This window comes from Sphingobium cupriresistens LL01 (assembly GCF_001046645.1).
Classification (GTDB): domain Bacteria; phylum Pseudomonadota; class Alphaproteobacteria; order Sphingomonadales; family Sphingomonadaceae; genus Sphingobium; species Sphingobium cupriresistens.
The window spans coordinates 2,005,570-2,029,163 of record NZ_KQ130434.1 but is presented as its reverse complement, the minus strand read 5'-3'; the positions used below and the strand labels follow the sequence as shown (position 1 = coordinate 2,029,163).

Sequence of the window (23,594 nt, the reverse complement as noted above, 5' to 3'; positions counted from 1 at the left end):
CGGTCAGGAAATACGCGGCTGTGTCAGGCCTTGTCGTCCGACCCCTTGGCCAGGCGCATCAGCACGAAGCCGACGACCGCCGCCGCGCCGATCGCGACCGCCGGGCTTTTGCGCACGAAATCGCGCGCTTCGCCCAGCAACTGGTCGACATCCTTGGCATCGAGCGTGTCGGCTGCGCCGGCGACAGATTCCGCAGCCTGGCGGGCGTAATCGCCATATTGCGGGCCGAGCTTGGAATCGACGGTGCCGGCCGTGTCAGCGATCAGCTTGGCCAGGCTTTGCATGGCGGTGCCGGTCTTCCCTTTGGCGACGCCGGCAGCCGACTTGGCGGTTTTGCCCGCCTGTTCCTTGATCGGGTCGATATGGGCTTTCCAATCAACTGCGTTCAGCGTGTCCGCTGCAGCCTTGGCGGCTTTTTCAGCCTGAGCCTTGATCGGGGCGATCTGCGCGGTCCAGCCATGGGTGGCGGCGCCATTGCCCGGCGTCTTGGCGGCAGGCGCCTTGCGCGTGGCGGCCTTCTTGACCGGCGCGGCCTTCACTGCGGGGGCAGAGGGAGTCGCGATAGCGGACTTGGCGGGCTTCGCCTTGACGGGCTTGACGGCTGCCGTCTTCTTCACGCGCTTGATGGGCGGGGTTCCCGGTGTGTCGGCCATGGTCCTCTAGTCTCCCTTTCAAATCGGCATCGCGGCCCAGAAAGGCCGTGGGGTCACCGAACAAATGCATCGCGGCGGCCTACAGTTCCGTTGCCGTTACATTTTCGACCATCGGCATTTTTTGCGCCTGCGCAAGCCCCTGCATTGCCATTGGCGGAGGCGCTGGCTAAGCGGATCGCACATTCCCGGCCAACGGCCGCCCGTTACGACGCTAAGTGCAGGAGCGATCATGACCGCCATTCTCGATATTCACGCCCGCCAGATTTTCGACAGCCGGGGCAATCCCACCGTCGAAGTCGATGTCATGCTGGAAGACGGCAGCTTCGGCCGCGCCGCCGTGCCTTCGGGCGCTTCCACCGGCGCTTATGAAGCGGTAGAAAAGCGCGACGGCGACATGAGCCAATATCTGGGCAAGGGCGTCCTTCAGGCTGTCGCCGCCGTCAATGACGAAATTGCCGGCGAACTGATCGGCCTGGACGCCGAAGACCAGGGCGAAGTCGATGCCGCGATGATCGCCCTGGACGGCACGGAAAACAAGTCGCGCCTCGGCGCCAACGCGATCCTGGGCGTGTCGCTCGCCGCCGCGAAGGCTGCGGCCGATGCGCGCGGTCTGCCGCTCTATCGCTATGTCGGTGGCGTGTCCTCACATGTGCTGCCGGTGCCGATGATGAATATCATCAATGGCGGCGAACATGCCGATAACCCGATCGATTTTCAGGAATTCATGATCATGCCGGTCGGCGCGGAAAGCATCGCCGACGCCGTGCGGATCGGATCCGAAATTTTCCATACGCTCAAGAAGGGCCTGCACGACAAGGGGCTGGCGACGTCGGTCGGCGACGAGGGCGGCTTTGCCCCCAACATCGCATCGACCCGCGACGCGCTCGACTTCATCATGCTGTCGGTCGAAAAGGCGGGTTACAAGCCGGGCGACGACGTCGTGCTGGCGCTTGATTGCGCCGCGACCGAATTCTTCAAGAGCGGCAAATATGAGATTTCGGGCGAAGGCCTGTCGCTCTCACCGGTCGAAATGGCCGATTATCTCGCCGCGCTGTGCGCCGACTATCCGATCAAGTCGATCGAGGACGGCATGAGCGAAGATGATTTCGAAGGTTGGAAGGCGCTGACCGACCTGATCGGGGACAAGGTGCAACTCGTCGGCGACGACCTGTTCGTCACCAATCCGGCGCGTCTGTCGATGGGCATCGGCAAGGGGCTGGCCAACTCACTGCTGGTCAAGGTCAACCAGATCGGTACGCTGACCGAGACATTGGCCGCCGTCGACATGGCGCACCGCGCCCGCTACACCGCGGTCATGTCGCACCGGTCTGGCGAAACCGAGGACGCGACCATCGCCGACCTCGCCGTCGCGACCAATTGCGGGCAGATCAAGACGGGTTCGCTGGCGCGTTCCGACCGGCTCGCCAAATATAACCAGCTCATCCGCATCGAGGAAGAACTGGGCGACATCGCCGTTTATGCCGGGCGTTCGATCTTCCGCTAAGCATCAGGAGACTCGGCTGGCCGCAAACGACGCATTTTTTGCTTGCGGCCAGCCTTTTCCTGTGATTCTTCTGGTCCATGGCGCATATCGCTAAACTTCGTCTCCTCCTCTGGTCGGCCATCGGCCCCGCGATCGCGCTGCTTCTGCTGCTGTTCTTCGCGGGCTATGTCGTGCTGGGCTCCAATGGCGTGCTCGCCTGGGGCGATTATTCGCGTCAATTGCATGAGGCGAAGGCTGAATTGAAGCATGTGCAGGAGGCGCGCGCCGAACTGCGCAACCGGGTCGATCTGCTCAATCCGCGCCGGGTCGATCCCGACCTGTCGGACGAACTGATCCGCCGTCAACTGGGCGTGATCCATCATGACGAAGTGGTCGTGCCGCTAAATTGAGCTGAGACATCATGCGCAGGCTTATGAAATGATTTTGCGCTAAAAATGCCGTCTCGGTAATTTTGCTGCAAGCCCTTCCAGAGCGCCCGCGCACCTATTCCCTTCCGCCATCAATTTTCGGACGCGGCTATTGGTTATGCCCGGATTCCGCGGGGTCCGCCGTTGCAATATATGCAACTCTGCCGCTATATCGGCCTTCCTTCCATCCTACCCCCACGCAAAAGGATAAGAGCCTTGGCGAAACCAACGACGCCGCGTCCTTCACGCGCAACGGCAAAGGCGGCTGCACCCGCTGCCGGCGCGGACCATAACCGGCCTCGCCCCCAGACCCCGACCGATTACAAGGCCAGCAAGGACGAACTGCTGGAATTTTATCGGCAGATGGTCCTCATCCGCCGCTTCGAGGAAAAGGCCGGCCAGCTTTACGGCCTGGGCCTGATCGGCGGCTTCTGCCATCTCTATATCGGCCAGGAAGCGGTCGCGGTTGGCATTCAGTCCGCGCTCAAGCCCGGCAAGGACAGTGTCATCACCGGCTATCGCGACCATGGCCACATGCTCGCCTATGGTATCGACCCCAATGTTATCATGGCCGAACTGACCGGCCGCGAAGCCGGCATTTCGCGCGGCAAGGGCGGCTCGATGCACATGTTCAGCGTCGAACATAAATTTTTCGGCGGCCATGGCATCGTCGGCGCGCAGGTGTCGCTGGGCGCGGGCCTGGGCTTTGCGCATAAATATAATGGCGATGGCGGCGTGTGCGTCGCCTATTTCGGCGACGGCGCGGCCAACCAGGGCCAGGTCTATGAATCCTTCAACATGGCCGAACTGTGGAAGCTCCCGATCATCTTCGTGATCGAGAATAACCAATATGCCATGGGCACCAGCGTCAATCGATCGTCGGCGGAAGACCAGCTTTATCGTCGCGGCGAAAGCTTCCGCATTCCGGGTCTTCAGGTCAACGGCATGGACGTGCTGGCCGTGCGCGGTGCGACCGAAGAGGCGCTCAAGTGGGTGCAGGAGGGCAATGGCCCGATCCTGCTGGAAATGAAGACCTATCGCTATCGCGGCCACTCCATGTCCGACCCGGCCAAATACCGGTCGCGCGAGGAAGTGCAGGCGATGCGCGACAAGTCCGATCCGATCGAAGGCGTGAAGAAATATCTGATCGAGGCCGGCGTCAGCGAGGACGACATCAAGGTGATCGACCAGGATATCCGCAAGACCGTCGCCGAAGCGGCCGATTTCGCGGAAACCTCGCCAGAGCCTGAACTGTCCGAACTCTATACCGACGTGCTGGTGGAGCAATATTAATGGGTATCGTAATCAAGATGCCGGCGCTCTCGCCGACGATGGAAGAGGGCACGCTGGCCAAATGGCTGGTGAAGGAAGGCGATGAGGTCAAGTCGGGCGACATCCTCGCCGAGATCGAAACCGACAAGGCGACGATGGAATTCGAAGCCGTCGACGAAGGCAAGATCGGCAAGATCATGATCGCCGAAGGCACCGAAGGCGTGAAGGTGGGCACCGTCATCGCCGAGATGGCGGGCGAGGGCGGCGAAGACGCAGCGCCGGCGCCCAAGGCCGAAGCGCCCCAGGCGGAAGCCGCGTCAGCGCCCAAGAAGGCCGAAAGCGGCACGTCCAAGCTGGCGAGTGACGTCAAGGCCTCGGTCCAGGATCCCGCGATCCCGGAAGGCACCGAGTTCGTCAAGACGACCGTGCGCGAAGCGCTGCGCGACGCCATGGCCGAGGAAATGCGGAAGGATGAGCGCGTTTTCGTGATGGGCGAGGAAGTCGCGGAATATCAGGGCGCCTATAAGGTGACCCAGGGTCTGCTGGACGAGTTCGGCGACAAGCGCGTGATCGACACGCCGATCACCGAATATGGCTTTGCCGGCATCGGTGCGGGCGCGGCGATGGGCGGCCTGCGCCCGATCGTGGAGTTCATGACGTTCAACTTTGCCATGCAGGCGATCGACCACATCATCAACTCGGCCGCTAAGACCAATTACATGTCCGGCGGCCAGATGCGCTGCCCGATCGTGTTCCGCGGTCCCAATGGCGCGGCGAGCCGCGTCGGCGCGCAGCACAGCCAGAATTACGGCCCTTGGTATGCCGCCGTTCCCGGCCTGATCGTCATCGCTCCCTATGACGCGGCCGACGCCAAGGGCCTGCTGAAGGCCGCGATCCGATCGACCGACCCGGTCGTCTTCCTGGAGAATGAACTTCTCTACGGCCGCAGCTTCGACGTGCCCAAGCTGGACGATTATGTCCTGCCGATCGGCAAGGCGCGGATCATGCGCCCGGGCAAGGATGTGACGCTGGTCAGCTATTCGATCGGAGTAGGCCTGGCCCTCGAAGCCGCCGAGACGCTGGCGGGCGAAGGCATCGACGCCGAAGTGATCGACCTGCGCACGCTGCGCCCGCTCGACACCGCGACGGTGCTGGAAAGCCTGAAGAAGACCAACCGCCTCGTTGTGGTGGAAGAAGGCTGGCCGACCTGCTCGATCGCGTCGGAAATCGCCGCCGTCGTCATGGAGCAGGGCTTCGATGATCTCGACGCCCCGGTGCTGCGCGTCACCAACGAAGATGTGCCGCTGCCTTATGCGGCGAACCTGGAAAAGGCCGCGCTGATCGATGCGAGCCGCGTCGTCGCGGCGGCCAAGAAGGTCTGCTACAAATAAGACGGAAGGGCGGCTCTAACGGCCGCCCTTTTTCTATCAGCTACAGGCGGCGGTGGCCGATGTCGCCAGGCCGCCGGCATTCTTGATTTGCTGGTCGGTTCGTTCGCGCACATTGAAGGCGCTGGTGTAGCGGATCACCTTCGCGCCGAAGATCGAGTTGGTGATCAGCGGCTGATAATTATAGGCCACTTCCACGAACATGACGGCGGTGCTGCTGGCCGCCTTCACCTTTTTGTCGGCGGTCGTGCCCGGTCCCATGCCAAATTTCATGCTGGCGTCGGTCTTGCCATTGTTGGCGACGCCATAGCTGGATGTGAAGCTGCCGCTGCCCCAGCAGCGCTGCCAGCGTATATATTGTCCCTCGCTCGATCCGCTGAGACCGTTCGGCTCCAGGTCCGACAGGAATATCCGGCCATTGGCCTTTAACGCCAGGCTATTGGTCGATAGTTCGGCGCCGGTCATGATTTCGTTGACGTCCGCTTCGTCGATAGACGTGCGCACGCGGGCGGCGTTGTCTGCGACCAGCATCGCCACCTGGCTGACGCGCATATGCGCCAGCGCCAGGTTCGCGCATTCCAGTCCCGACATGCACAGCACGACCAGCACCGGCAGCGAGAAGGCGAATTCGATCAGCGCCAGGCCGCGATCGTCGCGGCGCAGGCGGCGCGTGAGCGCCGAAAGGCGCGGGGGCATGGTCATCATGTGCATTTGATCGTCGGTTTACTCTGGTTCGCCCAGGGCTGATTGCGGACAATGGTGGTCGCGGTGGCGGACTGGGTCGCGCTCCAGCCCAGCATCTTGGCCATCGGGAACAGGCGCGGCATCGACACGGTCACTTCATAATAGACGATGTCGTCGGCGCTGCCGAGGCCGGTCGATCCGCCCGCCGCGTCATAGGCGCCATTGCCATTGGCGTCCTCATAGCAGTCGCCCACATTATAGCTGCCCAGCGGCGCGGTATCGGTGGTGATCTTTTCCGGCTTTCCCACGCGTGAAAAATTATAATAGCTTTTCTTGATCGTGGAGGTTGTGCCGTTCTTCGAATTGATCGCCGCCATCTGGGCATCGATATAGGTTTCGATCTGCGTGCTGTTGAGCGTGCCAACCGATGCGGCGCGGGCCGCCTTCTCCAGTACGCCGCGCGTCACCGCGCGCAGATAGGATTGATAGCCCAAATCGCCGATCGCCATGATGGACAGGATCAGCGGTCCCGCGACAAGACCGAATTCCAGCAAAGTGGCGCCGCGCGCATGATCGCGCAGCCGGGCGAGGACATGGGCGACCCGGCCGATCATTGGGAAAGCCTCAATCCGCCGATATTCTTGGCGATATCCTTGAACTTCTGGCGCAGCGTGGACGGATTATAGGCCATGAACCAGTGGTTGCCGCTGTTGGCGCATGTCTGTAACTCGGTATCGAGCATGGCCGAATCGAGCGTGCCCGCTGGTGGCTTGTCCTTGAACCCGACGACCCAGATGGTGATGCCCTTGCCCTTGATGGCATTGCACATCATTTCCAGCCGCCGCTTGTGGATGGCCTTAAGCCCGGTATCGTCCGTGCTCGTGGCCGCGACCCGCCCGTCCAGCGCCTGATAGCCATAGGCGCCATAGACGGACTGATAAGCCGTCAGGTCGCCATCGGTCATGAAGATGATATGACGCGAAATGTTGAAGCCGTTGGGCGCGTTGGCATTTTCGCTGGCGAAGATACCGCTGGGAGACAGGAAGCGCGCGCCCCACATCATGCCGATGTCATGATAGGTGCCGCCGACCGCGATCAGGCCGTCGATATAGGTATCGAAGCTGCTGGTCATGCCAGAAGGTGTGGCCGATCGGCTGGTATAGCTCGCCAGCTTGCGCGCCTTGCTGGGGCAGGCATTCCAACCGCCAGAGCCAGATCGATAATCATAATCCCGATTATCATTCAGCCAGCGGCCGGCGCGGGTGAATTCCACGTCAGGCCAATGCGGACGCCATTTGGTCGCCTTATTGGTCGGCGCGGTGTCAATTTGCAGATCATAGGCGCCCGATGGTATGGAGGACGTTGATGTCGTCGCGGTGATACTGCTGTCCGTATCGCGTTCCTCGATGCAGCCCGCCCATGTGTTGGTCGCCGACACGGTCGTGCCATTTGCATCAGTTGGCACACTGGCATGATGGGTTGGATTAGCCACCGCATTGCCGGCGACATAGCCAGACACGTCCAGCGGATATTGACCATATTGCCAGCTATATTGCGGTGTCTTCGTTGCCCTATCGGATTTGGTTTCGGTGTAGTTAGTGTATGTACGATATTGAATGGCGCAACTGCTCGGCGTTCCGGGCACCCAGGTAAACCAGTTCCAGTAACCCGACGTCGCCGCGGTGTAGTTCGCTCTATATTCCCGGCCGTTCGTGACGCGGGTGGTGGTGGTCGTCGTGGTGATGGTGCCATCAGACGATGTGCTACTGGACGTCGCAGGAGTATTTGTGACGGTGTTAAGCGTGTTCGCTGGAGCGCTACAGGCCGAAGCGCTACCGCCAGACGTGGTGCTTTGCGTCGTCCATCCTGAAATTGAACCTGACGAAAAAGACCAACTGCCTGGCTGACTGCTGTCGGCATAGGTGGTGACCAGTTTGCGCGTCTGGTAGTTCCAGGTTTCGCCGGTCGTTCCGCCGACAAGCGCGCTCGACGGCAGCGAATAGCCCACATTCACGGTCGAACTGTACGGCATGAAGCCGTAACGGATACGTCCGGTCGTGTCCGACCCCGCGCCCAGCGTGTCGTAGAAATCCTTCACCGCCAGCTTGAGCGCGGCCAACCGCGTCATGACGGTGCCGTCCGTGTCGGTCATGTTGCTGGACATGGAGCCGGTGGTGTCGAGCACCAGCATGACGTCGGTATTGCCGATGTCGAACCGGCTTTCGCACGTCACGGCGAGCGGCAGGGTCTGATAGCCGAAAATCTTCATGATCGTGGTCGGCATGGTCGTTTCCGCCGTCACCTGCACCGTGGTGGTTTCGCCCGGCTTGCTGCGGATGACCGGGGTGAAGGTTGCGGCCTGGAACGTATTTTGCGGGAAGTTGAAGTCGAAAAACTTGCGCGCTTCGGCGATATCGGTCGTGGACATGGTCGCCCCGGTCATCGCGCGGCGGCCCGCCAGCGCGGCGGAATCGCAGGCCTGCTGCATCCGGGCGCGCGCCATATAGGCGCGGCTCATGTCCAGCCCGCCGCCGATCAGCGCGGCGAGCGGGATGATCGCCGCGGCGACCATCGCCATGACGTTGCCCGCCTGGTTGCCCGCCAGTCGCTTCAGGAAGCCGTGTCGATACTGGTTTACCTTGCCCATTTGCCTGCAATCACCCATGTCGCGCCCAAGAACCCCCCACATCCGGGTTGGGCAGCCTTTCCGCCTATGCAGGCGCACTCGTTAGAATGTGTATGAGGAAGATGGTTAAAGGACCGATAACCTGCGTATCCCCTGTCAGGACAGGAGTCGCGCGATGAGCCTGGACGAAGACGCCGTGCCGCCGTTGGGCCTGTTGCTCGCCGCCCATGCCGGTGGCGCACAAGCGTCGCGGCATCGCGCGCTCTGGGCGTTCGATGCGCGGCTGGCGAAGGTCGCGCGCACCACCAGCGAGCCGATGATCGGTCAGATGCGGTTGGCCTGGTGGAATGACGTCATCGAGGATTCCACAGGCATTAAGGGGCAGGGCGAGCCTGTGGTGGACGCGATGCGGGCGACGGGGGCTTGTGGAGCGCCGGGACTGGTGGGGGTGATCGACGGCTGGGAAATATTGTTGGTCGAACCGGACATCGATATGAAGGGCCTGCGCGATTATGCATTGGGGCGGGGCGGCGGATTGTTCCGGGCGCTGGCTGATGCCGCCGATGCGCCGGACTGGCTGGCGGCGGCGGGGCAGGTTTGGGCGCTGTGGGATCTGGCCGGGCATGTCGGGGACAAGGCGCTGGGGCAAGCGGCGCTGGCTTTGGCGGTCGAAATACTGCCGTCGGTTGAGGGCGTGCGCTGGCCGCGGGGATGGAAGCCGTTGCGGATCGCGTTTACTATGGCGCGGCAGGATGTGTTGGCGGGGCGGGGCGCGCCGCTGGGGATGCCGCGGGCGCTGGCGGGACGGTTGCTGCGGATCGCGCTTGTCGGACGCTAGCGTGTCGGGATAGGCTGGCCCTCCACGGACGGAGGAGGGCGGCATGGGGCGATTGCTGGCGGGTGGCATGGCGGCGCTGCTGCTGGTCGCGGGCGGCCTGTTTTGGTGGCAGGGACGGGCGGATACGGCGCCGGTGCCCCAGCTTGCCTCCGCTCCGCCACCACCGCCGCAGATAGAAGCGTTGCCGGAGGGCGACCCCGATGCCGTCGGCGATGCGCCGCCAATGCCCGGCGAGGCCAGTCCGCAAAGCCGCGAGCAGAAGCGCTTCGCCCGCTACGACCGGAACCGCGATGGCGTCATCACGCGGGTCGAGATGCTGGGCAGTCGGACCAGGGCGTTCAAGGCGCTGGACAAGGATGGCGACAACCTGTTGTCCTTCGAGGAGTGGGCGGTGGCGACGGCGGACCGGTTCGGCGCGGCGGATGCCGACAAGGACGGCAAGCTGACCCCCGCGGAGTTCGCCGCCACCGCGCCCAAGCGGGCGGCGAAGGCAAAGTGCAAGTGCTGAGCCGATCCGTAAGGGGTCAGGCCAACTCCATCTCCCCCATCCACGCGCCGAACGAGGCGCGGGCGCGCGACGTATAGGCTTCCTTGCGCTGCTTCTTCTTGACCTCGTCCAGGGTCGGGAACAGGCCGAAATTGACGTTCATCGGCTGATAGTCGGCGCTCACCACATTGCCGGTCACATGGCCGAGCAGCGCGCCCAGCGCGGTGTCGGCGGGCGGCGGGGTCAGGGCGCGGCCGAGCAGTTCGGCCGCCGCGAAGCGCCCGGCGATCAGGCCGATCGCGGCGCTCTCCACATAGCCTTCGCAGCCCGTCATCTGGCCTGCAAAGCGGATATGCGGCGCGCTCTTCAAGCGCAAAGTCGGGTCGAGCAGCTTGGGGCTCTGGATGAAGGTATTGCGATGCAACCCGCCCAGCCGCGCGAACTCGGCGTTCTGAAGGCCGGGAATCGTGCGGAACAACTCGACCTGCGCGCCATGTTTCAGCTTGGTCTGGAAGCCGACCATGTTCCAGAGCGTGCCGGACGCATTGTCCTGCCGCAACTGCACCACGGCATAGGGCCAGCGGCCGGTGCGGGGATTGTCCAGCCCCATCGGCTTCATCGGGCCGTGGCGCAGCGTTTCCGGCCCGCGCGACGCCATCACCTCGATCGGCATACAGCCCTCGAAATAGGGGGTGCTGGCCTCCCACTCCTTGAACTCGGTCTTTTCGCCATCGAGCAGCCCCTGGACAAAGGCCTGATACTGGTCCTTGTCCATCGGGCAGTTGATATAGTCCTTCCCCTCGCCGCCGCCGGGGCCGATCTTGTCCCAGCGGTTCGCCATCCAGCACTGGTCCATGTCGATGCTGTCATGGTGGATCACCGGCGCGATCGCGTCGAAGAAGGCGAGATGCTCCATCCCCGCCGCCTGGCCGATGCTGGTGGCGAGCGCGGGGGCGGTCAGCGGGCCGGTGGCGACGATGGTCATGCCTTCGGTCGGCACCGTGTCGATCCGTTCGCGCACGATCTCCACATTGGGATGATCGGCGAGCGCGCGGGTGACGGCGCCCGAAAACACATGGCGATCGACCGCCAGCGCGGAGCCGGCGGGCACCTTGGCCGGTTCGGCGCTCGCCATGATGAGCGAGTCCAGCCGCCGCATTTCCTGATGCAGCAGGCCCACGGCATTTTTGTCCGCATCGTCGGAGCGAAAGCTGTTGGAACAGACCAGTTCGGCCAGCCCCTCGGTCTGGTGCGCGGGGGTCATGTCGCCGCTCCCGCGCATTTCCGACAGGCGCACGCGAATGCCGGCCTGCGCCAGTTGCCACGCAGCCTCCGTTCCGGCGAGGCCGCCGCCGATGATATGGACCTGATGATTGGACATGATGCGTATGACTTTATGGCATGTGTTGGGGGACGCGGATGGTGCGGGCGTCCGTGGGACATATCGCCGCTTTGGGCAAGTTCTATAGCCGATGGCGGGCAAGTAGGACAGGGTGCGGTGAGGGGCTTTGGGCGCGACGAGCGATTGGAGAAGACTGCGAAGTTCACACCGTCGCAGGGTTCGCTTTTGCGCGGGTGGGGGTTGGCAGAGCGGACTTCGCAATAGGAGGGGTTTTGCGAAGTGGTGTTCTTTTGGGTTGCGGCGGGATGGCCTTATGCCTTGTCCAGCAAGGACTGGATCGCCACCGGATCGGCCTCGATCAGCGACAGAAGAACGCGGGCGGGCGCGTCCGGATGGAGGCGATTCTGCTCCCAATCCCGCACAGTGCCCACCGGAATGCGATAGGCCTTGGCGAAGGCGCCTTGCGTCAGCTTGGTAGCCTGACGGATCGCCTTCACATCCGGCCCAGCGACAATATGCCCGCGCGCGCCATCGCCCTTGGCTTAGGCGATGGCATCGGTGAGGCCCGCCATAATGCCGTCGAAATCTTCAGTCTTCATCGTAACGCCTCCTTCAATGCGGCCGTCATCCGCTTAAACGCCTTTTCCTGTGCGTCGGTCAACGTAGCGTCCGCGCTCTTGTGGTACGGTAAGTTTCGACCCTTGGTTGAGAAATATGCTCTGCTGCACAACCTTCCATACGCCGACCGGAAGAACTTCGGCCTAATACCAACCTGCATTGATCACGACCCACGTGCCCATTTGCGGCGTCCAATTGTCATGATGCGCCAGGGCTGATCGATCAGCCTGTTCCAGGCTTCGCAGCAAAGGTCGACGATGTTGTCGTGGGACGTGAAGATGCGGTTGGATAGCCAGTTATCGCGCATGAACTGCCAGATATTTTCGACCGGGTTGAGTTCAGGACATTTTGGCGGCAGCGGAACGATGCTGATATTATCGGGTACTTCTAGCTTCCCGGTCATGTGCCATCCGGCCTGATCCATCAGCAGCACGCCGTGGGCACCTGGTTCGACAGCGAGCGATATCTCCGCTAGGTGCAGCGACATGGTCTGGGTATTACAGAAGGGCAGGACCAAGCCAGCGCCCTTGCCAAGCTCAGGGCAGATAGCGCCGAAGATGTAGGCTGATTTGGTCCTCTGATCCTTGGGCGCTGAAGGCCGGGTGCCGCGCCTTGCCCAGCGGCGGGTGATCTTGTTTTTCTGGCCGATACGGGCCTCGTCCTGGAACCATACCTCTATGGGCGTGTCGCGCGGGAGGGCGGCCTTGATCTTTGCCAGCTCGGCTGCAAAGCCCCCTTTTTGAAGTCTTCCATCGCATATTTATTCTGGGCATGGTGACGTGGGCGTGCCGTCAATTTGACATAGCCCAGCTTTTTCAATTCTCGCCCTACGGTCGTTTCCGTCAGAGAAACCCCAAATTCGTCATGAAGCCACCGCGCCAGGTCGATCAGCCGCCAACGCACAACTCCATGGATCGCTGGTATCGGTCCACTTTCAACCACCTCCGCGAGCGCTTGGCGCTGGATATCATTCAGCAAGGGCGGCTTGCCTGGGGCCTTGCCGTCAAGGAGACCGGCTGGACCTCGGGCGTTGAACCGCACCACCCAATCCCGCACGATCTGCAGGGTCACTCCGCCGATGCGCGCGGCATCGCTGCGGTTCGCGCCATCATAGATTTCCGCCAAAGCTAGCAGTCGGCGTCCTTGGTTCGCGCTCTTCGTCGTCCGCGCCAGTCGCCTCAAGCCCGCTGCATCATAGTCGTCTCGCAATCCAATCGCTGCACCCATGACAATGCCCTCCAACCCGAAGACATAGATTCATAGTTTCGCCGCTTTGGGAATCCCCCACGTGAGTCAGCATCACGGACGGATGGTATAAGTGACTTCTTCGTTATGACTGCATTTGGACTAGAAAAAGAAGATCGCCAAGCATCGACCGACTCGCCTCCAAAAGAGTGGCTGGAGGCAATGCGGCCGGAAAACCGTTAAAGGAGAGAGAGCGTTTGAGCGATCGCTCGCCCGGAGCCTAAATAGCGACAGGTGTCTTCAAACCCCCACCAACGCCCCATCCCCATAATAAGCCGCCTCGTCCAAAATCCCCTCGCGCTTGGCCACGATCACGCCGACCAGCACCTGGCCCGCGACGTTGACCGCGGTGCGGCCCATATCCAGAATCGGGTCGATCGCCAGCAATAGCCCCACGCCCTCCAGTGGCAGGCCCAGCGTCGAGAGGGTCAGCGTCAGCATCACGATCGCGCCGGTCAGCCCGGCGGTCGCGGCCGATCCGATGACGGACACGAACACGATCAGCGCATAATCCACGAAATGCAGCGGGATGCCGTAAAAGCCCGCGACGAAGATCGCCGCCAGCGCGGGATAGATCGACGCGCAGCCGTCCATCTTGGTCGTGGAGGCCAGCGGAATGGCGAAGGCGGCATAGCCCTTGTCGACGCCGAGGCGCTCGGTCACGGCTTCGGTGACGGGCAGGGTGCCGACCGAGGAGCGCGACACGAAACCCAGTTGGATCGCGGGCCAGGCCTTGGCGAAATAGGGGCCGGGCTTCAGGCCATTGGCGACCAGCAGCAGCGGATAGACGAGCAGCAGCACCAGCGCGAGGCCGAAATAGATGGCGGCGGTGAAGGCGCCGAGTTGCGCCAGCGCGCTCCAGCCATAGGTGGCGATGGCGGCGCCGATCAGCGCGGCCGAGCCGATCGGGGTCAGGCGGATCACCCAGCCGAGCAGCGCGCGCACCACCGCGAGAGCTGAACGGACGAAGCCGAGGAAGGGGTCGGCCTTTTCCCCGACCTTCAGGGTGGCGAGGCCGACCGCGATCGAAATGACCAGCAGTTGCAGGATGTTGAAGCTGATGCTGGTGGAGGCGCTGCCGTCGGTGATCTTGGTGCTGCCCGACAGCGCCAGGCTGTTGGCCGGAACCAGCCCTTTGAGGAAATCGAGCCAGCCGCCCATATTCTCGTTCTTGCCCATGGCGAGCGCCGTGCCGTGCAGGCCTGCGCCGGGCTGGACGATCACGCCGATCGCGATGCCGATCGCGACGGCGATCAGCGCGGTGATGGCGAACCAGAGCAGGGTCTGCCCGGCCAGCCGCGCGGCGTTGTCCAGCGCGCGCAGATTGGCGATCGACGCGACGATGGCGGCGAAGACCAAGGGCGGCACGATCGCCTTCAAGAGCGAGACGAAGATCGACCCGACCGTCTTGAGCGCGGTGGCCAGCCAGTTGAGGTCGCCATCCGGCCCCGTGCCGATCTGGCGGGCGACGAGGCCCAGCAAGAGGCCAACGACCATGCCGGCCAGAACCTGAAATCCGAAACTGCGATACGGAAGGGCCATGTCTGTTTCCTCTGGGCGACCGGCCGCCTATATCGGTTGGCGGTCGGCCGATTGCGCGCAAGCAATTCTTGACGTGTGTATAACAGGGATAAGGTGGCCCTCTTTCCGCTGTGGTGGATCAACGCATTGGCGCGACCGATCCGCTATGCCAGACAGGCGATATCGATCCATCGGGGAGTTGCAAACTATGATGATGCGCGGCGCATGTTCGGCTTTGGCGCTGCTGGCGCTGCCGCAGGGCGCGATGGCGGCGGCGGATGCCGGGGCGGCCAAGGCCATTTTGATGCGATCGGTCGCGATCAAGACGGTGCAGGGCGAAGGGCAGGTGCCCAAACTGGCGGCCTATTATGCGGGCGTGCTGAAGGCCGCGGGCTTTGCCGAGGCGGATCTCGTCATCACGCCGATGGGCGAGACGGCGACCCTCGCCGCGACGATAAAGGGGAGCGACCCGACGCTGAAGCCCATGGCGCTGATCGGCCATATGGATGTGGTGGCGGCGGACCGGGCGGACTGGACCCGCGATCCCTTCGTGCCGGTGGAGGAGAATGGCTACATTTTCGGGCGCGGGGCGGAGGATAATAAATATGACGTCGCGATGATGGTCGCGACCATGGCGCAGTTGAAGAAGGAAGGCTGGAAACCGCGCCGCACCGTCATCCTGCTTTTGTCGGGGGACGAGGAAACCGACATGGTGACGACCAAGGCGCTGGCGGGGCAATATAAGGACATCGAACTGCTGCTGAACGGCGATGGCGGCGGCGGGCTGCTGAACGACGAGGGCAGGCCGGTGCTGTACCAGTTGCAGGCGGGCGAGAAGAGCTATGCGGATTTCGAATTCGCCTTCACCGATGCGGGCGGTCATTCGAGCGCCCCGACGCCGGGCAATCCCATTTATCGGATGGCGAAGGCGATCGACGCGATCGCGGCCTATCAGTTCCCGCCGATGCGGAACGCACTGACCAGGGCGTCGCTGGCGCTGTCCGCCGACCGGATCGGCGGCGACGTGGGACAGGCGATGCGGCGCTATGCCGATACGGGCGATGCGGCGGCGGCGGAGCTGCTGTCGACCCGGCCGGAATTTGTCGGGCAGGTGCGCACCACCTGCGTCGCGACGATGGCGAGCGCGGGTCATGCGCCCAATGCGCTGCCGCAGAGCGCGAAGGTCGTTGTGAATTGCCGCATCTTCCCCGGTGTCGCGATCGACGATGTGAAGGCGCAACTGGTCAAGGTGGTGGCCGATCCGAGCGCGCGTGTGAAGACGCTGGGCGATCCGCTGGCCAGCGATGCGTCACCCCTGCGCGCCGACGTGATGAAGGTGGTGCGCGACGCGGTGATGGCGCGGGCGCCCGACATTGCGGTGATGCCGGGCATGTCGGCGGGGGCGACCGACAGCCTTTATTTTCGCGCGCTGGGTGTGCCGAGCTATGGCGTGTCCAGCCTGTTCATGAAGGCGGAGGATGGCTTCGCCCACGGGTTGAACGAACGGGTGCCGGTGGCGGGGATTTGGGAATCGCTGGAGCAGTGGGACGCGGTGGTGCGCGGGCTGGCGAAGTAGGGGACGGGCTTACCCTCTCTATCCCGTTCGGTTCGAGCAGCTTCGAGCGAAGTCGAGAAGCGTCCGTCGAGAACAGTTCTCGACAAGCTCGAACCGAACGGGGGTAGGTGTCGGGTAGGCGCTTAACCCCGCACCGCAATCCCGTTGGCGGCCGACAGCACCGCCTGCACCGACGCCGTCGCGACATCCGCATCGGTGCCGACGCCGAACACGGTGCGGCCGTCGGGGGCGCGGCATTCGACATAGGCGGCGGCGTTCACGTCGCTGCCTGCGCCGATCGCATGTTCGCTATAGTCGGCGATTTCGAGCTGCACGCCGAACTCGTCGCGCAGCGCGGCCAGCACCGAAGAGAGCAGGCCGTTGCCCCGCCCGGAAATGGAGCGTTCCACGCCTTCATGCACGATCTTGCCGGTGAAGATGCGGTCGCCCGCCACGCCGCTCTCATGATAGTCGATCAGGCTATAGGCCTGATCCCCCGACAGGCGGTAATGGGTCTGGAACGCGCTCCAGATGTCGGCGGCGTTGAGTTCGCGGCTGCTTTCGTCGGCCATCGCCTGAACGACCTTGGAAAATTCGGCCTGCATCCGCTTGGGCATCTTATAGCCCTTGTCCTGTTGCAGCACCCAGGCGACGCCGCCCTTGCCCGATTGCGAATTGACGCGGATCACCGCTTCATAATCGCGGCCCAGATCCTTTGGGTCGATTGGCAGATAGGGCACGTCCCAGATCAGGTCGTTGCGCGCTTCCTGCGCGGCGAAGCCCTTCTTGATCGCGTCCTGATGGCTGCCGGAAAAGGCGGTGAACACCAGTTCGCCGGCATAGGGATGGCGCGGGTGGACGGGCAACTGGTTGCAATATTCGACGGTCTGGATGACCTCGTCAATGTCGCTGAAGTCCAGCAGCGGGTTGATGCCCTGCGTGTACATGTTGAGCGCCACGGTCACGATGTCGCAATTGCCGGTGCGCTCGCCATTGCCGAACAGGCAGCCTTCGACACGATCCGCGCCGGCCATCAGGCCCAGTTCGGCTGCCGCGACGCCGGTGCCGCGGTCGTTATGCGGATGCAGCGAGATGACGACGCTGTCGCGCCTGGAGATGTTGCGGCACATCCATTCGATCTGGTCGGCATAGATGTTGGGCGTCGCGCATTCGACCGTCGCGGGCAGGTTCAGGATCAGCGGACGATCGGGCGTGGGTGCAAGAATGTCCATCACCGCCTCGCAACATTCCAGGCTGAAATCCAGCTCCGCGGTGGAGAAGGTTTCGGGCGAATATTCGAAATGCCAGTCGGTGTCCGGCTGCTTGGCGGCATTGTCGCGCAGCAGCTTGGCGGCGTTGACGGCGATCTCCTTGATCTCCGGCCGGCTCATCTGGAACACGATGTTGCGCCAGGCGGGCGACACGGCGTTGTAGACATGGACGATCGCCTTGGGCGCGCCGCGCAGCGATTCGAAGGTGGTGGCGATCAGGTCGGCGCGCGCCTGGGTCAGCACCTGCACGATCACGTCGTCGGGGATTGCGCCGTCGCGGACCAGCCCGGAAATAAAGTCGAATTCGGTCGCGCCCGCAGCGGGGAAGCCGATCTCGATTTCCTTGACGCCGACCTTGAGCAGCAGGTCGAAGAAGCGGCGCTTCTTTTCCGCGTTCATCGGGTCGATCAGCGACTGGTTGCCGTCGCGCATGTCGGTCGACAGCCAGCGCGGCGGCGCGGTGATGACCTGCGCAGGCCATTGGCGATTGGGCAGGTCCACCTGCGGGAAGGCGCGGTATTTCTGCGAGGGATCGGTCAGCATCATGGGATCAAACTACTTCTTTGCCAGCGGCGCGCGGGTCGGCGCTTTCCGGTATACGACTTGACTGCGATGAATGCCCTTAGGCGGATCGGTGCTGCCCATAGTCGAAAGGCAGCATAAAAACCACGCCTAAGGGCGTGTAAGTCGTAGCAGGGTAAGAAGGCTGACGCTCTGCATGATGCGTCCCCTTACCCCTTTTGTGGGGGAGGGGTAAAGACCATAATTGGACGCGGCTGAAAATGGCGTCGATGCTGAGATCCACCTTGTCGGATACGAATGGGCGGCCGAAGCCCATGCCGAACTGGCTGCGTTCGACCGTCATGGCGCCGGAGAAATGCATGGTGGACAGGCCCGGCGCTTCGTCCGGGCCGGACGCCTCTTTCAGGGTCGTGCCGACCAGCCGGACGGAGAGAGTGACGGGACGGGTCTGCCCGTGCATCGTCAGTTCGCCGGCAATGGGCGTGGGCGCATCGCTGCGCGCCAGCGGGGCGTTTTGCGCGATAAAGCGGATGGTGGGAAATTTCGCCATGTCGAAGAAGCTGTCGCCCTTCAGCATCGCGTCGGTGGAGGCGTCGCCGGTGGTCAGCCTTTCGACCGGGAAGCTGATGTCGACGGTCGCGCGGTCGGGCTGGGCAGAGTCGATCACCACCGCGCCTTCGGGCGCGACGAAGTCGCCTTCATAGCCGCCGACCAGCGCCTTCACATGAAAATGTACCCTGGTCGCCACACTATCGACCTGATAGCGGCCGGGTGCATAAAGGGCTGGCGGCGCGGCGGCCGCCGGCACAAGCGCGACGATGCTTAGGAGCAGCGCGGCTTGTGCCGGACGGCGCACGGCTTATTGCTTTTCGAAGCCGGCGATGATCTTCAACTCGATCGCGTCGCCGACGACCGGCACGCCATAGCCCATGCCGAATTCGCTGCGCTTGATCGTGCCGGTGGCGACGAAGCCGACATTTTCCTTCTTGCTCATCGGCTGCACGCCAGCGCCGTAAAATTCGGCGTCCAGCGTGACGGGCTTGGTCACGCCCTTGATGGTCAGGTTGCCGGTGATCTCGGCGCCGCTCGCGCCTTCGGGCTTGACGCTGGTGGACACGAAGGTCGCGGTGGGAAATTTGGCGGCATCGAAGAAATCGGCCTTCATCAGATGCTCGTCCAGCTTCGCCACGCCGGTGCGCAGATTGGCGACGGCGAATTCAACCGATACCTTGGATGCGGCCGGGTTGGCCTTGTCCAGCGTCAGCGTGCCGGTCGGTTCGGCGATCGTGCCGGCATTATTGGTGAAACCCATATGGTCCCAGGCGAAGACGACCTGCGTATGGCCGCCATCGACCTTATAGGCGCCGCCGGTGACCTTGGCGACGTCCTTGGTGCCGGGCGCAGCGGTTGGCATCTGGGCGACGAGTGCGGTGCCGCCGGCAATAGCGATCAGGGCGGCGGCGGGGATGAGGAACTTCTTCATGAGACAGACTCTCCAAAACGATCAAGGGGCGCAGCTTGAATAAGCCACGCCCCTCGATTGTTCCAGAGCCGTAACCGGAAACGGATCGTTCCCTTTTCGGCCGCAAGATGGAAGCAGGAGAATTGAGCACAACGCCGTTCGTGCTGAGTAGAGGCTGAGCTTGTCGAAGCCTCGTATCGAAGCATCCTTCGATACGCCATTTCGACTTCGCTCAATGGCTATTCAGGACGAACGGTTTTTGTGACCGTCAGTTCTTTTCCTGGTCCACCAGCTTGTTGGCGCCGATCCAGGGCATCATGGCGCGCAGCTTGGCGCCGGTTTCCTCGATCGGGTGGCGCTGGGCGGCGATGCGGCTGGCCTTCAGCTCCGGCTGGCCGGCGCGGTTGTCGAGCACGAAGTCCTTGACGAAGCGGCCCGACTGGATGTCGGCCAGCACGCGCTTCATTTCCTTCTTCGTTTCTTCGGTGATGATGCGCGGGCCGGTCTTGATATCGCCATATTCGGCGGTGTTCGAGATCGAATAGCGCATGTTGGCGATGCCGCCCTCATACATCAGGTCGACGATCAGCTTGAGTTCGTGCAGGCACTCGAAATAGGCCATTTCCGGCGCGTAGCCGGCTTCGACCAGCGTTTCGAAACCGGCCTGGACCAGCGCGGTCGCGCCGCCGCAGAGGACAGCCTGTTCGCCGAACAGGTCGGTTTCGCATTCTTCGCGGAAGTTGGTTTCGATGATGCCGCTGCGACCGCCGCCGACGCCGCTGGCGTAGGACAGGGCGATGTCATGCGCATTGCCGGTCGCGTCCTGATGGACGGCGATCAGGCAGGGAACGCCGCCGCCGCGCTGATATTCGGAGCGCACGGTGTGGCCCGGACCCTTGGGCGCGATCATGATGACGTCCACGTCCTTGCGGGTTTCGATCAGGCCGAAATGGACGTTGAGGCCATGGGCGAAGGCAAGCGCCGCGCCGGGGCGCAGGTTGGCGTGGATGTCGTCGGCATAGATGGCGGCCTGATGCTCGTCGGGGGCCAGGATCATGAGCACGTCGGCCCAGGCGGCGGCTTCGGCGTTGGGCAGAACTTTGAAGCCTGCGCCTTCGGCCTTCTTGGCGGACGGCGAACCGGCGCGGAGCGCAATGGCGACTTCGGCGACGCCGCTGTCACGCAGATTCTGCGCATGGGCGTGACCCTGCGAGCCGTAACCCAGGATGGCGACCTTCTTGCCCTTGATCAGGCCGATGTCCGCGTCGTGATCGTAATAAACCTTCATGTCTCTTCCCTTTTCATATCCTGACCCTCTCCCTTGAGGGAGAGGATACGAAGACTTGGGCCGACAGGCCCTAGTCGAAGTTGGTGAGGGGGAACCACCGGGTGTTGGCGCTTGCGTCGCCCTCACCCTCCCACCGTTGCGCGGCGGGCCCCTCCCTCTCCCCCGTGGGAGAGGGGTCAAATCCTCAGTTCGCTTCCTTGCCGCGGATCAGGCCGACGACGCCGGTGCGGCCGACTTCGACCAGGCCGATCTGGCGCATCAGGCCGACGAAATTGTCGATCTTCTCGGTCGTGCCGGTGATTTCGAAGATGAAGCTCTCGATCGTCGTATCGACCACCTTGGCGCGGAACACGTCGGCCAGACGCAGCGCCTCGATCCGGTCCTCGCCCACGCCCGCGACCTTCACCAGCGCCAGTTCGCGCTCCACGAAGGGACCGGCTTCGGTCAGATCTGTGACCTTGTGCACCGGCACCAGCCGGTCAAGCTGGGCGATGATCTGGTCGATCACCTTGGGCGGGCCGTTGGTGACGATGGTGATGCGGCTGACGCCATGGTCCTGCGTGATGTCCGCCACGGTCAGGCTGTCGATATTATAGCCGCGCGCGGTGAACAGGCCCGCAATGCGCGCCAATATGCCCGCTTCGTTCGAAACGGTCAGCGACAGGACGTGCCGCTGGCTGAGTTCTTCCTGGATATGCATCAGATGCTTGTCCCGTTATCCGTAACTGCCGCGCCATCATGATCGTCATGGCGCTGTGAAATCATCGCGGTGAAGGCATAGTGCCAGCCGCCGTCCTGCCGATGGGCGAGGCGAACGGGAAAGCCCGTCACCGCGTCGAACATGCGGACCAGATGTTCGCCCACATAGCGGGGACCGGCCAGCAGCGTGCCGATATGCCGCCCGTTAAAGTCGAACCCCTCGTCCAGATGCACTTCCCATTCCTCATTGTCCGGGACGGCATGATCGGTGGTCCAGCCGACGATGTCGGCCGTGCCCGCGATCCGTTCGAAATCCCAAGGCTCCGTCACATGGATGCGGAGCTTCAGATGTTGCGTCACAGGACGGCCATCATACCAGCGCCTTCGCCTCGTCCGACATCACGCCGGCAATCTGGTTGGGATCGAGCAGCATGTCGGTATGGGATGCGCCCGACGGGATCATCGGGAAGCAGTTGGACATTTTCGCGACGCGGCAATCGACGATCACCGGACCGTCGGTTTCCAGCATCTGGCGGATGCCGGCCTCCAGCTCCTGCGGCCCCTCGATCCGGATGCCGGTCCAGCCATAGGCTTCGCCCAGCTTCACGAAATCGGGCAGGCTGTCCGAATAGCTGTTGGAGTAACGGCTTTCATAGGTCAGTTCCTGCCACTGGCGAACCATGCCCATATATTCATTGTTCAGGATGAAGATTTTCACCGGGAGGCGATACTGGCTGGCGGTGCCCAGTTCCTGGATGTTCATTTGAATCGAGGCGTCGCCCGCGATGCAAATGGTGATACTGTCGGGATTGCCCATCTGCGCGCCGATGGCGGCCGGGAAGCCATAGCCCATGGTGCCAAGGCCGCCGGACGTCAGCCACTTGTTCGGCGCGTCGAAGCCGAAATGCTGCGCCGCCCACATTTGGTGCTGGCCGACTTCGGTGGTGATGATGACGTCCTTGCCGGTCGCCTGCGTCGCGGCATAGAGGTTCGCGATCGCGCGCTGGGGCATGATCTCGACGCCGTTTTCGGCATAGTCCAGGCTGCGCTTCGCACGCCAGCCATCGATCCGCGACCACCATTGCGTCAGGTCCGCCTTCTGGTGCCCGCGCTGCTTCCACAGCGCGATCATGTCGTCCAGCGCGCTGGCGACGTCGGCGACGATGGCGACATCGACATCGACGATCTTGTTGATCGAGCTGCGGTCGATATCGATATGCACCTTGCGGCTGCCCGGCGCAAAGGCGTCCAGACGGCCGGTGACGCGATCGTCGAACCGGGCGCCGATGCACAGGATCAGGTCGGCCTGGTTCATCGCCCAATTGGCTTCGAACGTGCCGTGCATCCCCAGCATCCCCAGCCATTGCTCGGACGACGCGGGAAAGGCGCCCAGGCCCATCAGCGTCGATGTGACGGGCGCGCCGGTCAGCGCCGCCAGTTCGCGCAGCAAGGCGCTCGCCTGCGGGCCGGAGTTGATGACGCCGCCGCCGGTGTAGAAGACCGGGCGTTCGGCCGCGGCGAGCATTTCGACCGCCGCGTCGATTCCCGCCGCGTCCGCCTTCGTCTGCGGACGGTAGCTGGCATGGACCTTCAGTTGCGGCTTCGCATAGGGCGCGGTCGCGATCTGGACGTTCTTGGGGATATCCACGACGACCGGGCCGGGGCGGCCGGTGGTGGCGATATGGAACGCCTCATGAATCACTTCTGCCAGCTTGCCGGGCGTCTTGACCAGATAGTTGTGCTTGGAACAGTGGCGCGTGATGCCGATCGTGTCGGCTTCCTGGAAGGCGTCGGTGCCAATCAGTTGCGTCGGCACCTGGCCGGTGATGACGACCATCGGGATCGAATCCATCAGCGCGTCGGTGATGCCGGTGACGGCATTGGTCGCGCCGGGACCGGACGTGACCAGCACGACGCCGGGCTTGCCGGTCGATCGGGCATAGCCCTCCGCCATGTGGGTCGCGCCCTGTTCGTGGCGGACCAGCACATGCTTGATCGTGGGATGATTGTAGAGCGCGTCATAAATCGGCAGCACCGCGCCGCCGGGATAGCCGAACACGACCTCGACACCGAGATCGATCAGGCATTCAACCAATATGTCCGCGCCGCTCTTTTCGGCCACGATGAAATCCTTCTGTTCTAGGTGCAGGGCGACGTCCTTTGCGACAGCACGCCTGCGATGGCAAGGAGGCTGCCTCTAGTAGACATAAAA

Annotated in this window: 22 protein-coding genes; 7 read left to right on the top strand and 15 right to left on the bottom strand. The window is 63.1% G+C overall.

Annotation, left to right across the window (positions count from 1 at the left end; translation table 11 throughout):
- Positions 1 to 23: 23 nt before the first annotated feature.
- A complete protein-coding gene (locus V473_RS09795; RefSeq protein ID WP_066603194.1) occupies positions 24 to 653 on the bottom strand; it encodes a hypothetical protein in 630 nt (209 codons plus the stop codon).
- Between the two features lie 229 nt (positions 654 to 882).
- Here V473_RS09795 and eno point away from each other — a divergent pair, with 229 nt between their 5' ends.
- The 4 genes from eno (at position 883) to V473_RS09775 (ending at position 5,227) form a co-directional block, all read left to right on the top strand.
- Positions 883 to 2,157, top strand: a complete 1,275-nt coding sequence (gene eno / locus V473_RS09790; RefSeq protein ID WP_066603191.1) for a phosphopyruvate hydratase — start codon at positions 883 to 885, stop codon at positions 2,155 to 2,157.
- A 77-nt stretch (positions 2,158 to 2,234) separates the two neighbouring features.
- Positions 2,235 to 2,546 (top strand): FtsB family cell division protein, encoded by a 312-nt coding sequence (locus tag V473_RS09785; protein ID WP_066603187.1) that lies wholly within the window; start codon positions 2,235 to 2,237, stop codon positions 2,544 to 2,546.
- A 234-nt stretch (positions 2,547 to 2,780) separates the two neighbouring features.
- Complete coding sequence (gene pdhA / locus V473_RS09780) at positions 2,781 to 3,857, top strand: pyruvate dehydrogenase (acetyl-transferring) E1 component subunit alpha (RefSeq protein WP_066603179.1); 1,077 nt, start codon at positions 2,781 to 2,783, stop codon at positions 3,855 to 3,857.
- Entirely contained in the window at positions 3,857 to 5,227 is a 1,371-nt protein-coding gene (locus tag V473_RS09775; protein WP_066603177.1) for a pyruvate dehydrogenase complex E1 component subunit beta, read from the top strand. Before pdhA ends, V473_RS09775 begins: the two co-directional genes overlap by 1 nt.
- Before the next feature lie 36 nt (positions 5,228 to 5,263).
- Here the strand turns inward: V473_RS09775 and V473_RS09770 are convergent, their stop codons facing one another.
- Genes V473_RS09770 through V473_RS09760 form a run of 3 tightly spaced genes read right to left on the bottom strand, consistent with a single transcriptional unit; the run spans position 5,264 to position 8,573 of the window.
- Entirely contained in the window at positions 5,264 to 5,929 is a 666-nt protein-coding gene (locus V473_RS09770) for a TadE/TadG family type IV pilus assembly protein (RefSeq protein WP_066603172.1), read from the bottom strand.
- Positions 5,926 to 6,522, bottom strand: coding sequence for a TadE/TadG family type IV pilus assembly protein (locus V473_RS09765; protein ID WP_066603168.1), 597 nt, complete (start codon positions 6,520 to 6,522; stop codon positions 5,926 to 5,928). Before V473_RS09765 ends, V473_RS09770 begins: the two co-directional genes overlap by 4 nt.
- Entirely contained in the window at positions 6,519 to 8,573 is a 2,055-nt protein-coding gene (locus V473_RS09760) for a TadE/TadG family type IV pilus assembly protein (protein ID WP_244884365.1), read from the bottom strand. Before V473_RS09760 ends, V473_RS09765 begins: the two co-directional genes overlap by 4 nt.
- A 136-nt stretch (positions 8,574 to 8,709) precedes the next feature.
- Between V473_RS09760 and V473_RS09755 the strand changes: the two genes are divergently transcribed.
- Together V473_RS09755 and V473_RS09750 are read left to right on the top strand one after the other, a co-directional pair.
- Positions 8,710 to 9,372, top strand: a complete 663-nt coding sequence (locus V473_RS09755; RefSeq protein WP_066603164.1) for a hypothetical protein — start codon at positions 8,710 to 8,712, stop codon at positions 9,370 to 9,372.
- A 43-nt stretch (positions 9,373 to 9,415) separates the two neighbouring features.
- A complete protein-coding gene (locus V473_RS09750; RefSeq protein ID WP_066603161.1) occupies positions 9,416 to 9,880 on the top strand; it encodes an EF-hand domain-containing protein in 465 nt (154 codons plus the stop codon).
- A gap of 16 nt (positions 9,881 to 9,896) precedes the next feature.
- Here V473_RS09750 and trmFO read toward each other — a convergent pair whose 3' ends face one another.
- From trmFO to V473_RS09720, 4 genes are all read right to left on the bottom strand, one after another.
- Positions 9,897 to 11,240, bottom strand: a complete 1,344-nt coding sequence (gene trmFO / locus V473_RS09745; protein ID WP_066603159.1) for a methylenetetrahydrofolate--tRNA-(uracil(54)-C(5))-methyltransferase (FADH(2)-oxidizing) TrmFO — start codon at positions 11,238 to 11,240, stop codon at positions 9,897 to 9,899.
- A gap of 272 nt (positions 11,241 to 11,512) precedes the next feature.
- Positions 11,513 to 11,698, bottom strand: coding sequence for a helix-turn-helix domain-containing protein (locus tag V473_RS09740; RefSeq protein WP_066603158.1), 186 nt, complete (start codon positions 11,696 to 11,698; stop codon positions 11,513 to 11,515).
- Between the two features lie 284 nt (positions 11,699 to 11,982).
- Positions 11,983 to 13,046 (bottom strand): IS630 family transposase gene (locus V473_RS22900; protein WP_148648355.1). Its coding sequence is split into 2 segments (ribosomal slippage): positions 11,983 to 12,552 and positions 12,555 to 13,046, totalling 1,062 coding nucleotides; the frame shifts between segments, so codons are not numbered across the junction.
- A 258-nt stretch (positions 13,047 to 13,304) separates the two neighbouring features.
- Entirely contained in the window at positions 13,305 to 14,606 is a 1,302-nt protein-coding gene (locus tag V473_RS09720; RefSeq protein WP_066603146.1) for a dicarboxylate/amino acid:cation symporter, read from the bottom strand.
- Between the two features lie 187 nt (positions 14,607 to 14,793).
- Between V473_RS09720 and V473_RS09715 the strand changes: the two genes are divergently transcribed.
- Positions 14,794 to 16,161, top strand: a complete 1,368-nt coding sequence (locus tag V473_RS09715; RefSeq protein WP_066603142.1) for a M20/M25/M40 family metallo-hydrolase — start codon at positions 14,794 to 14,796, stop codon at positions 16,159 to 16,161.
- Positions 16,162 to 16,283: 122 nt separating this feature from the next.
- On the opposite strand, the gene leuA is transcribed toward V473_RS09715, so the two are convergent.
- The 7 genes from leuA to V473_RS09680 form a co-directional block, all read right to left on the bottom strand.
- Complete coding sequence (gene leuA, locus V473_RS09710; protein ID WP_066603135.1) at positions 16,284 to 17,957, bottom strand: 2-isopropylmalate synthase; 1,674 nt, start codon at positions 17,955 to 17,957, stop codon at positions 16,284 to 16,286.
- 76 nt (positions 17,958 to 18,033) lie between these two features.
- Positions 18,034 to 18,789 carry a YceI family protein gene (locus tag V473_RS09705; protein ID WP_082679055.1) on the bottom strand — a complete coding sequence of 252 codons (756 nt, stop codon included), beginning with the start codon at positions 18,787 to 18,789 and terminating at the stop codon, positions 18,034 to 18,036.
- 3 nt (positions 18,790 to 18,792) lie between these two features.
- Positions 18,793 to 19,416: a YceI family protein gene (locus V473_RS09700; protein ID WP_066603133.1), complete on the bottom strand. Its 624-nt coding sequence runs from the start codon at positions 19,414 to 19,416 to the stop codon at positions 18,793 to 18,795.
- Between the two features lie 247 nt (positions 19,417 to 19,663).
- Positions 19,664 to 20,683, bottom strand: coding sequence for a ketol-acid reductoisomerase (gene ilvC, locus V473_RS09695; RefSeq protein WP_066603130.1), 1,020 nt, complete (start codon positions 20,681 to 20,683; stop codon positions 19,664 to 19,666).
- A 184-nt stretch (positions 20,684 to 20,867) separates the two neighbouring features.
- A complete protein-coding gene (gene ilvN / locus V473_RS09690; RefSeq protein ID WP_066603127.1) occupies positions 20,868 to 21,383 on the bottom strand; it encodes an acetolactate synthase small subunit in 516 nt (171 codons plus the stop codon).
- Positions 21,383 to 21,742 (bottom strand): hypothetical protein, encoded by a 360-nt coding sequence (locus tag V473_RS09685; RefSeq protein ID WP_066603124.1) that lies wholly within the window; start codon positions 21,740 to 21,742, stop codon positions 21,383 to 21,385. The genes ilvN and V473_RS09685 overlap by 1 nt, the downstream gene beginning before the upstream one ends.
- Positions 21,743 to 21,752: 10 nt before the next feature.
- Complete coding sequence (locus V473_RS09680) at positions 21,753 to 23,504, bottom strand: acetolactate synthase 3 large subunit (RefSeq protein WP_066603116.1); 1,752 nt, start codon at positions 23,502 to 23,504, stop codon at positions 21,753 to 21,755.
- Between the last annotated feature and the right edge of the window lie 90 nt (positions 23,505 to 23,594).

What these genes read in the sequence shown, in the direction of transcription:
- V473_RS09775 (WP_066603177.1), top strand. Translation starts at nt 3,857, where the DNA reads ATGGGTATCGTAATCAAGATGCCGGCGCTCTCGCCGACGATGGAAGAG.
- V473_RS09700 (WP_066603133.1), bottom strand. Translation starts at nt 19,416, where the DNA reads ATGAAGAAGTTCCTCATCCCCGCCGCCGCCCTGATCGCTATTGCCGGC.
- eno (WP_066603191.1), top strand. Translation starts at nt 883, where the DNA reads ATGACCGCCATTCTCGATATTCACGCCCGCCAGATTTTCGACAGCCGG.
- trmFO (WP_066603159.1), bottom strand. Translation starts at nt 11,240, where the DNA reads ATGTCCAATCATCAGGTCCATATCATCGGCGGCGGCCTCGCCGGAACG.
- ilvN (WP_066603127.1), bottom strand. Translation starts at nt 21,383, where the DNA reads ATGCATATCCAGGAAGAACTCAGCCAGCGGCACGTCCTGTCGCTGACC.
- V473_RS09715 (WP_066603142.1), top strand. Translation starts at nt 14,794, where the DNA reads ATGATGATGCGCGGCGCATGTTCGGCTTTGGCGCTGCTGGCGCTGCCG.
- V473_RS09795 (WP_066603194.1), bottom strand. Translation starts at nt 653, where the DNA reads ATGGCCGACACACCGGGAACCCCGCCCATCAAGCGCGTGAAGAAGACG.
- V473_RS09750 (WP_066603161.1), top strand. Translation starts at nt 9,416, where the DNA reads ATGGGGCGATTGCTGGCGGGTGGCATGGCGGCGCTGCTGCTGGTCGCG.
- V473_RS09760 (WP_244884365.1), bottom strand. Translation starts at nt 8,573, where the DNA reads ATGGGTGATTGCAGGCAAATGGGCAAGGTAAACCAGTATCGACACGGC.
- V473_RS09770 (WP_066603172.1), bottom strand. Translation starts at nt 5,929, where the DNA reads ATGATGACCATGCCCCCGCGCCTTTCGGCGCTCACGCGCCGCCTGCGC.
- ilvC (WP_066603130.1), bottom strand. Translation starts at nt 20,683, where the DNA reads ATGAAGGTTTATTACGATCACGACGCGGACATCGGCCTGATCAAGGGC.
- V473_RS09720 (WP_066603146.1), bottom strand. Translation starts at nt 14,606, where the DNA reads ATGGCCCTTCCGTATCGCAGTTTCGGATTTCAGGTTCTGGCCGGCATG.
- V473_RS09765 (WP_066603168.1), bottom strand. Translation starts at nt 6,522, where the DNA reads ATGATCGGCCGGGTCGCCCATGTCCTCGCCCGGCTGCGCGATCATGCG.
- V473_RS09755 (WP_066603164.1), top strand. Translation starts at nt 8,710, where the DNA reads ATGAGCCTGGACGAAGACGCCGTGCCGCCGTTGGGCCTGTTGCTCGCC.
- V473_RS09785 (WP_066603187.1), top strand. Translation starts at nt 2,235, where the DNA reads ATGGCGCATATCGCTAAACTTCGTCTCCTCCTCTGGTCGGCCATCGGC.
- leuA (WP_066603135.1), bottom strand. Translation starts at nt 17,957, where the DNA reads ATGATGCTGACCGATCCCTCGCAGAAATACCGCGCCTTCCCGCAGGTG.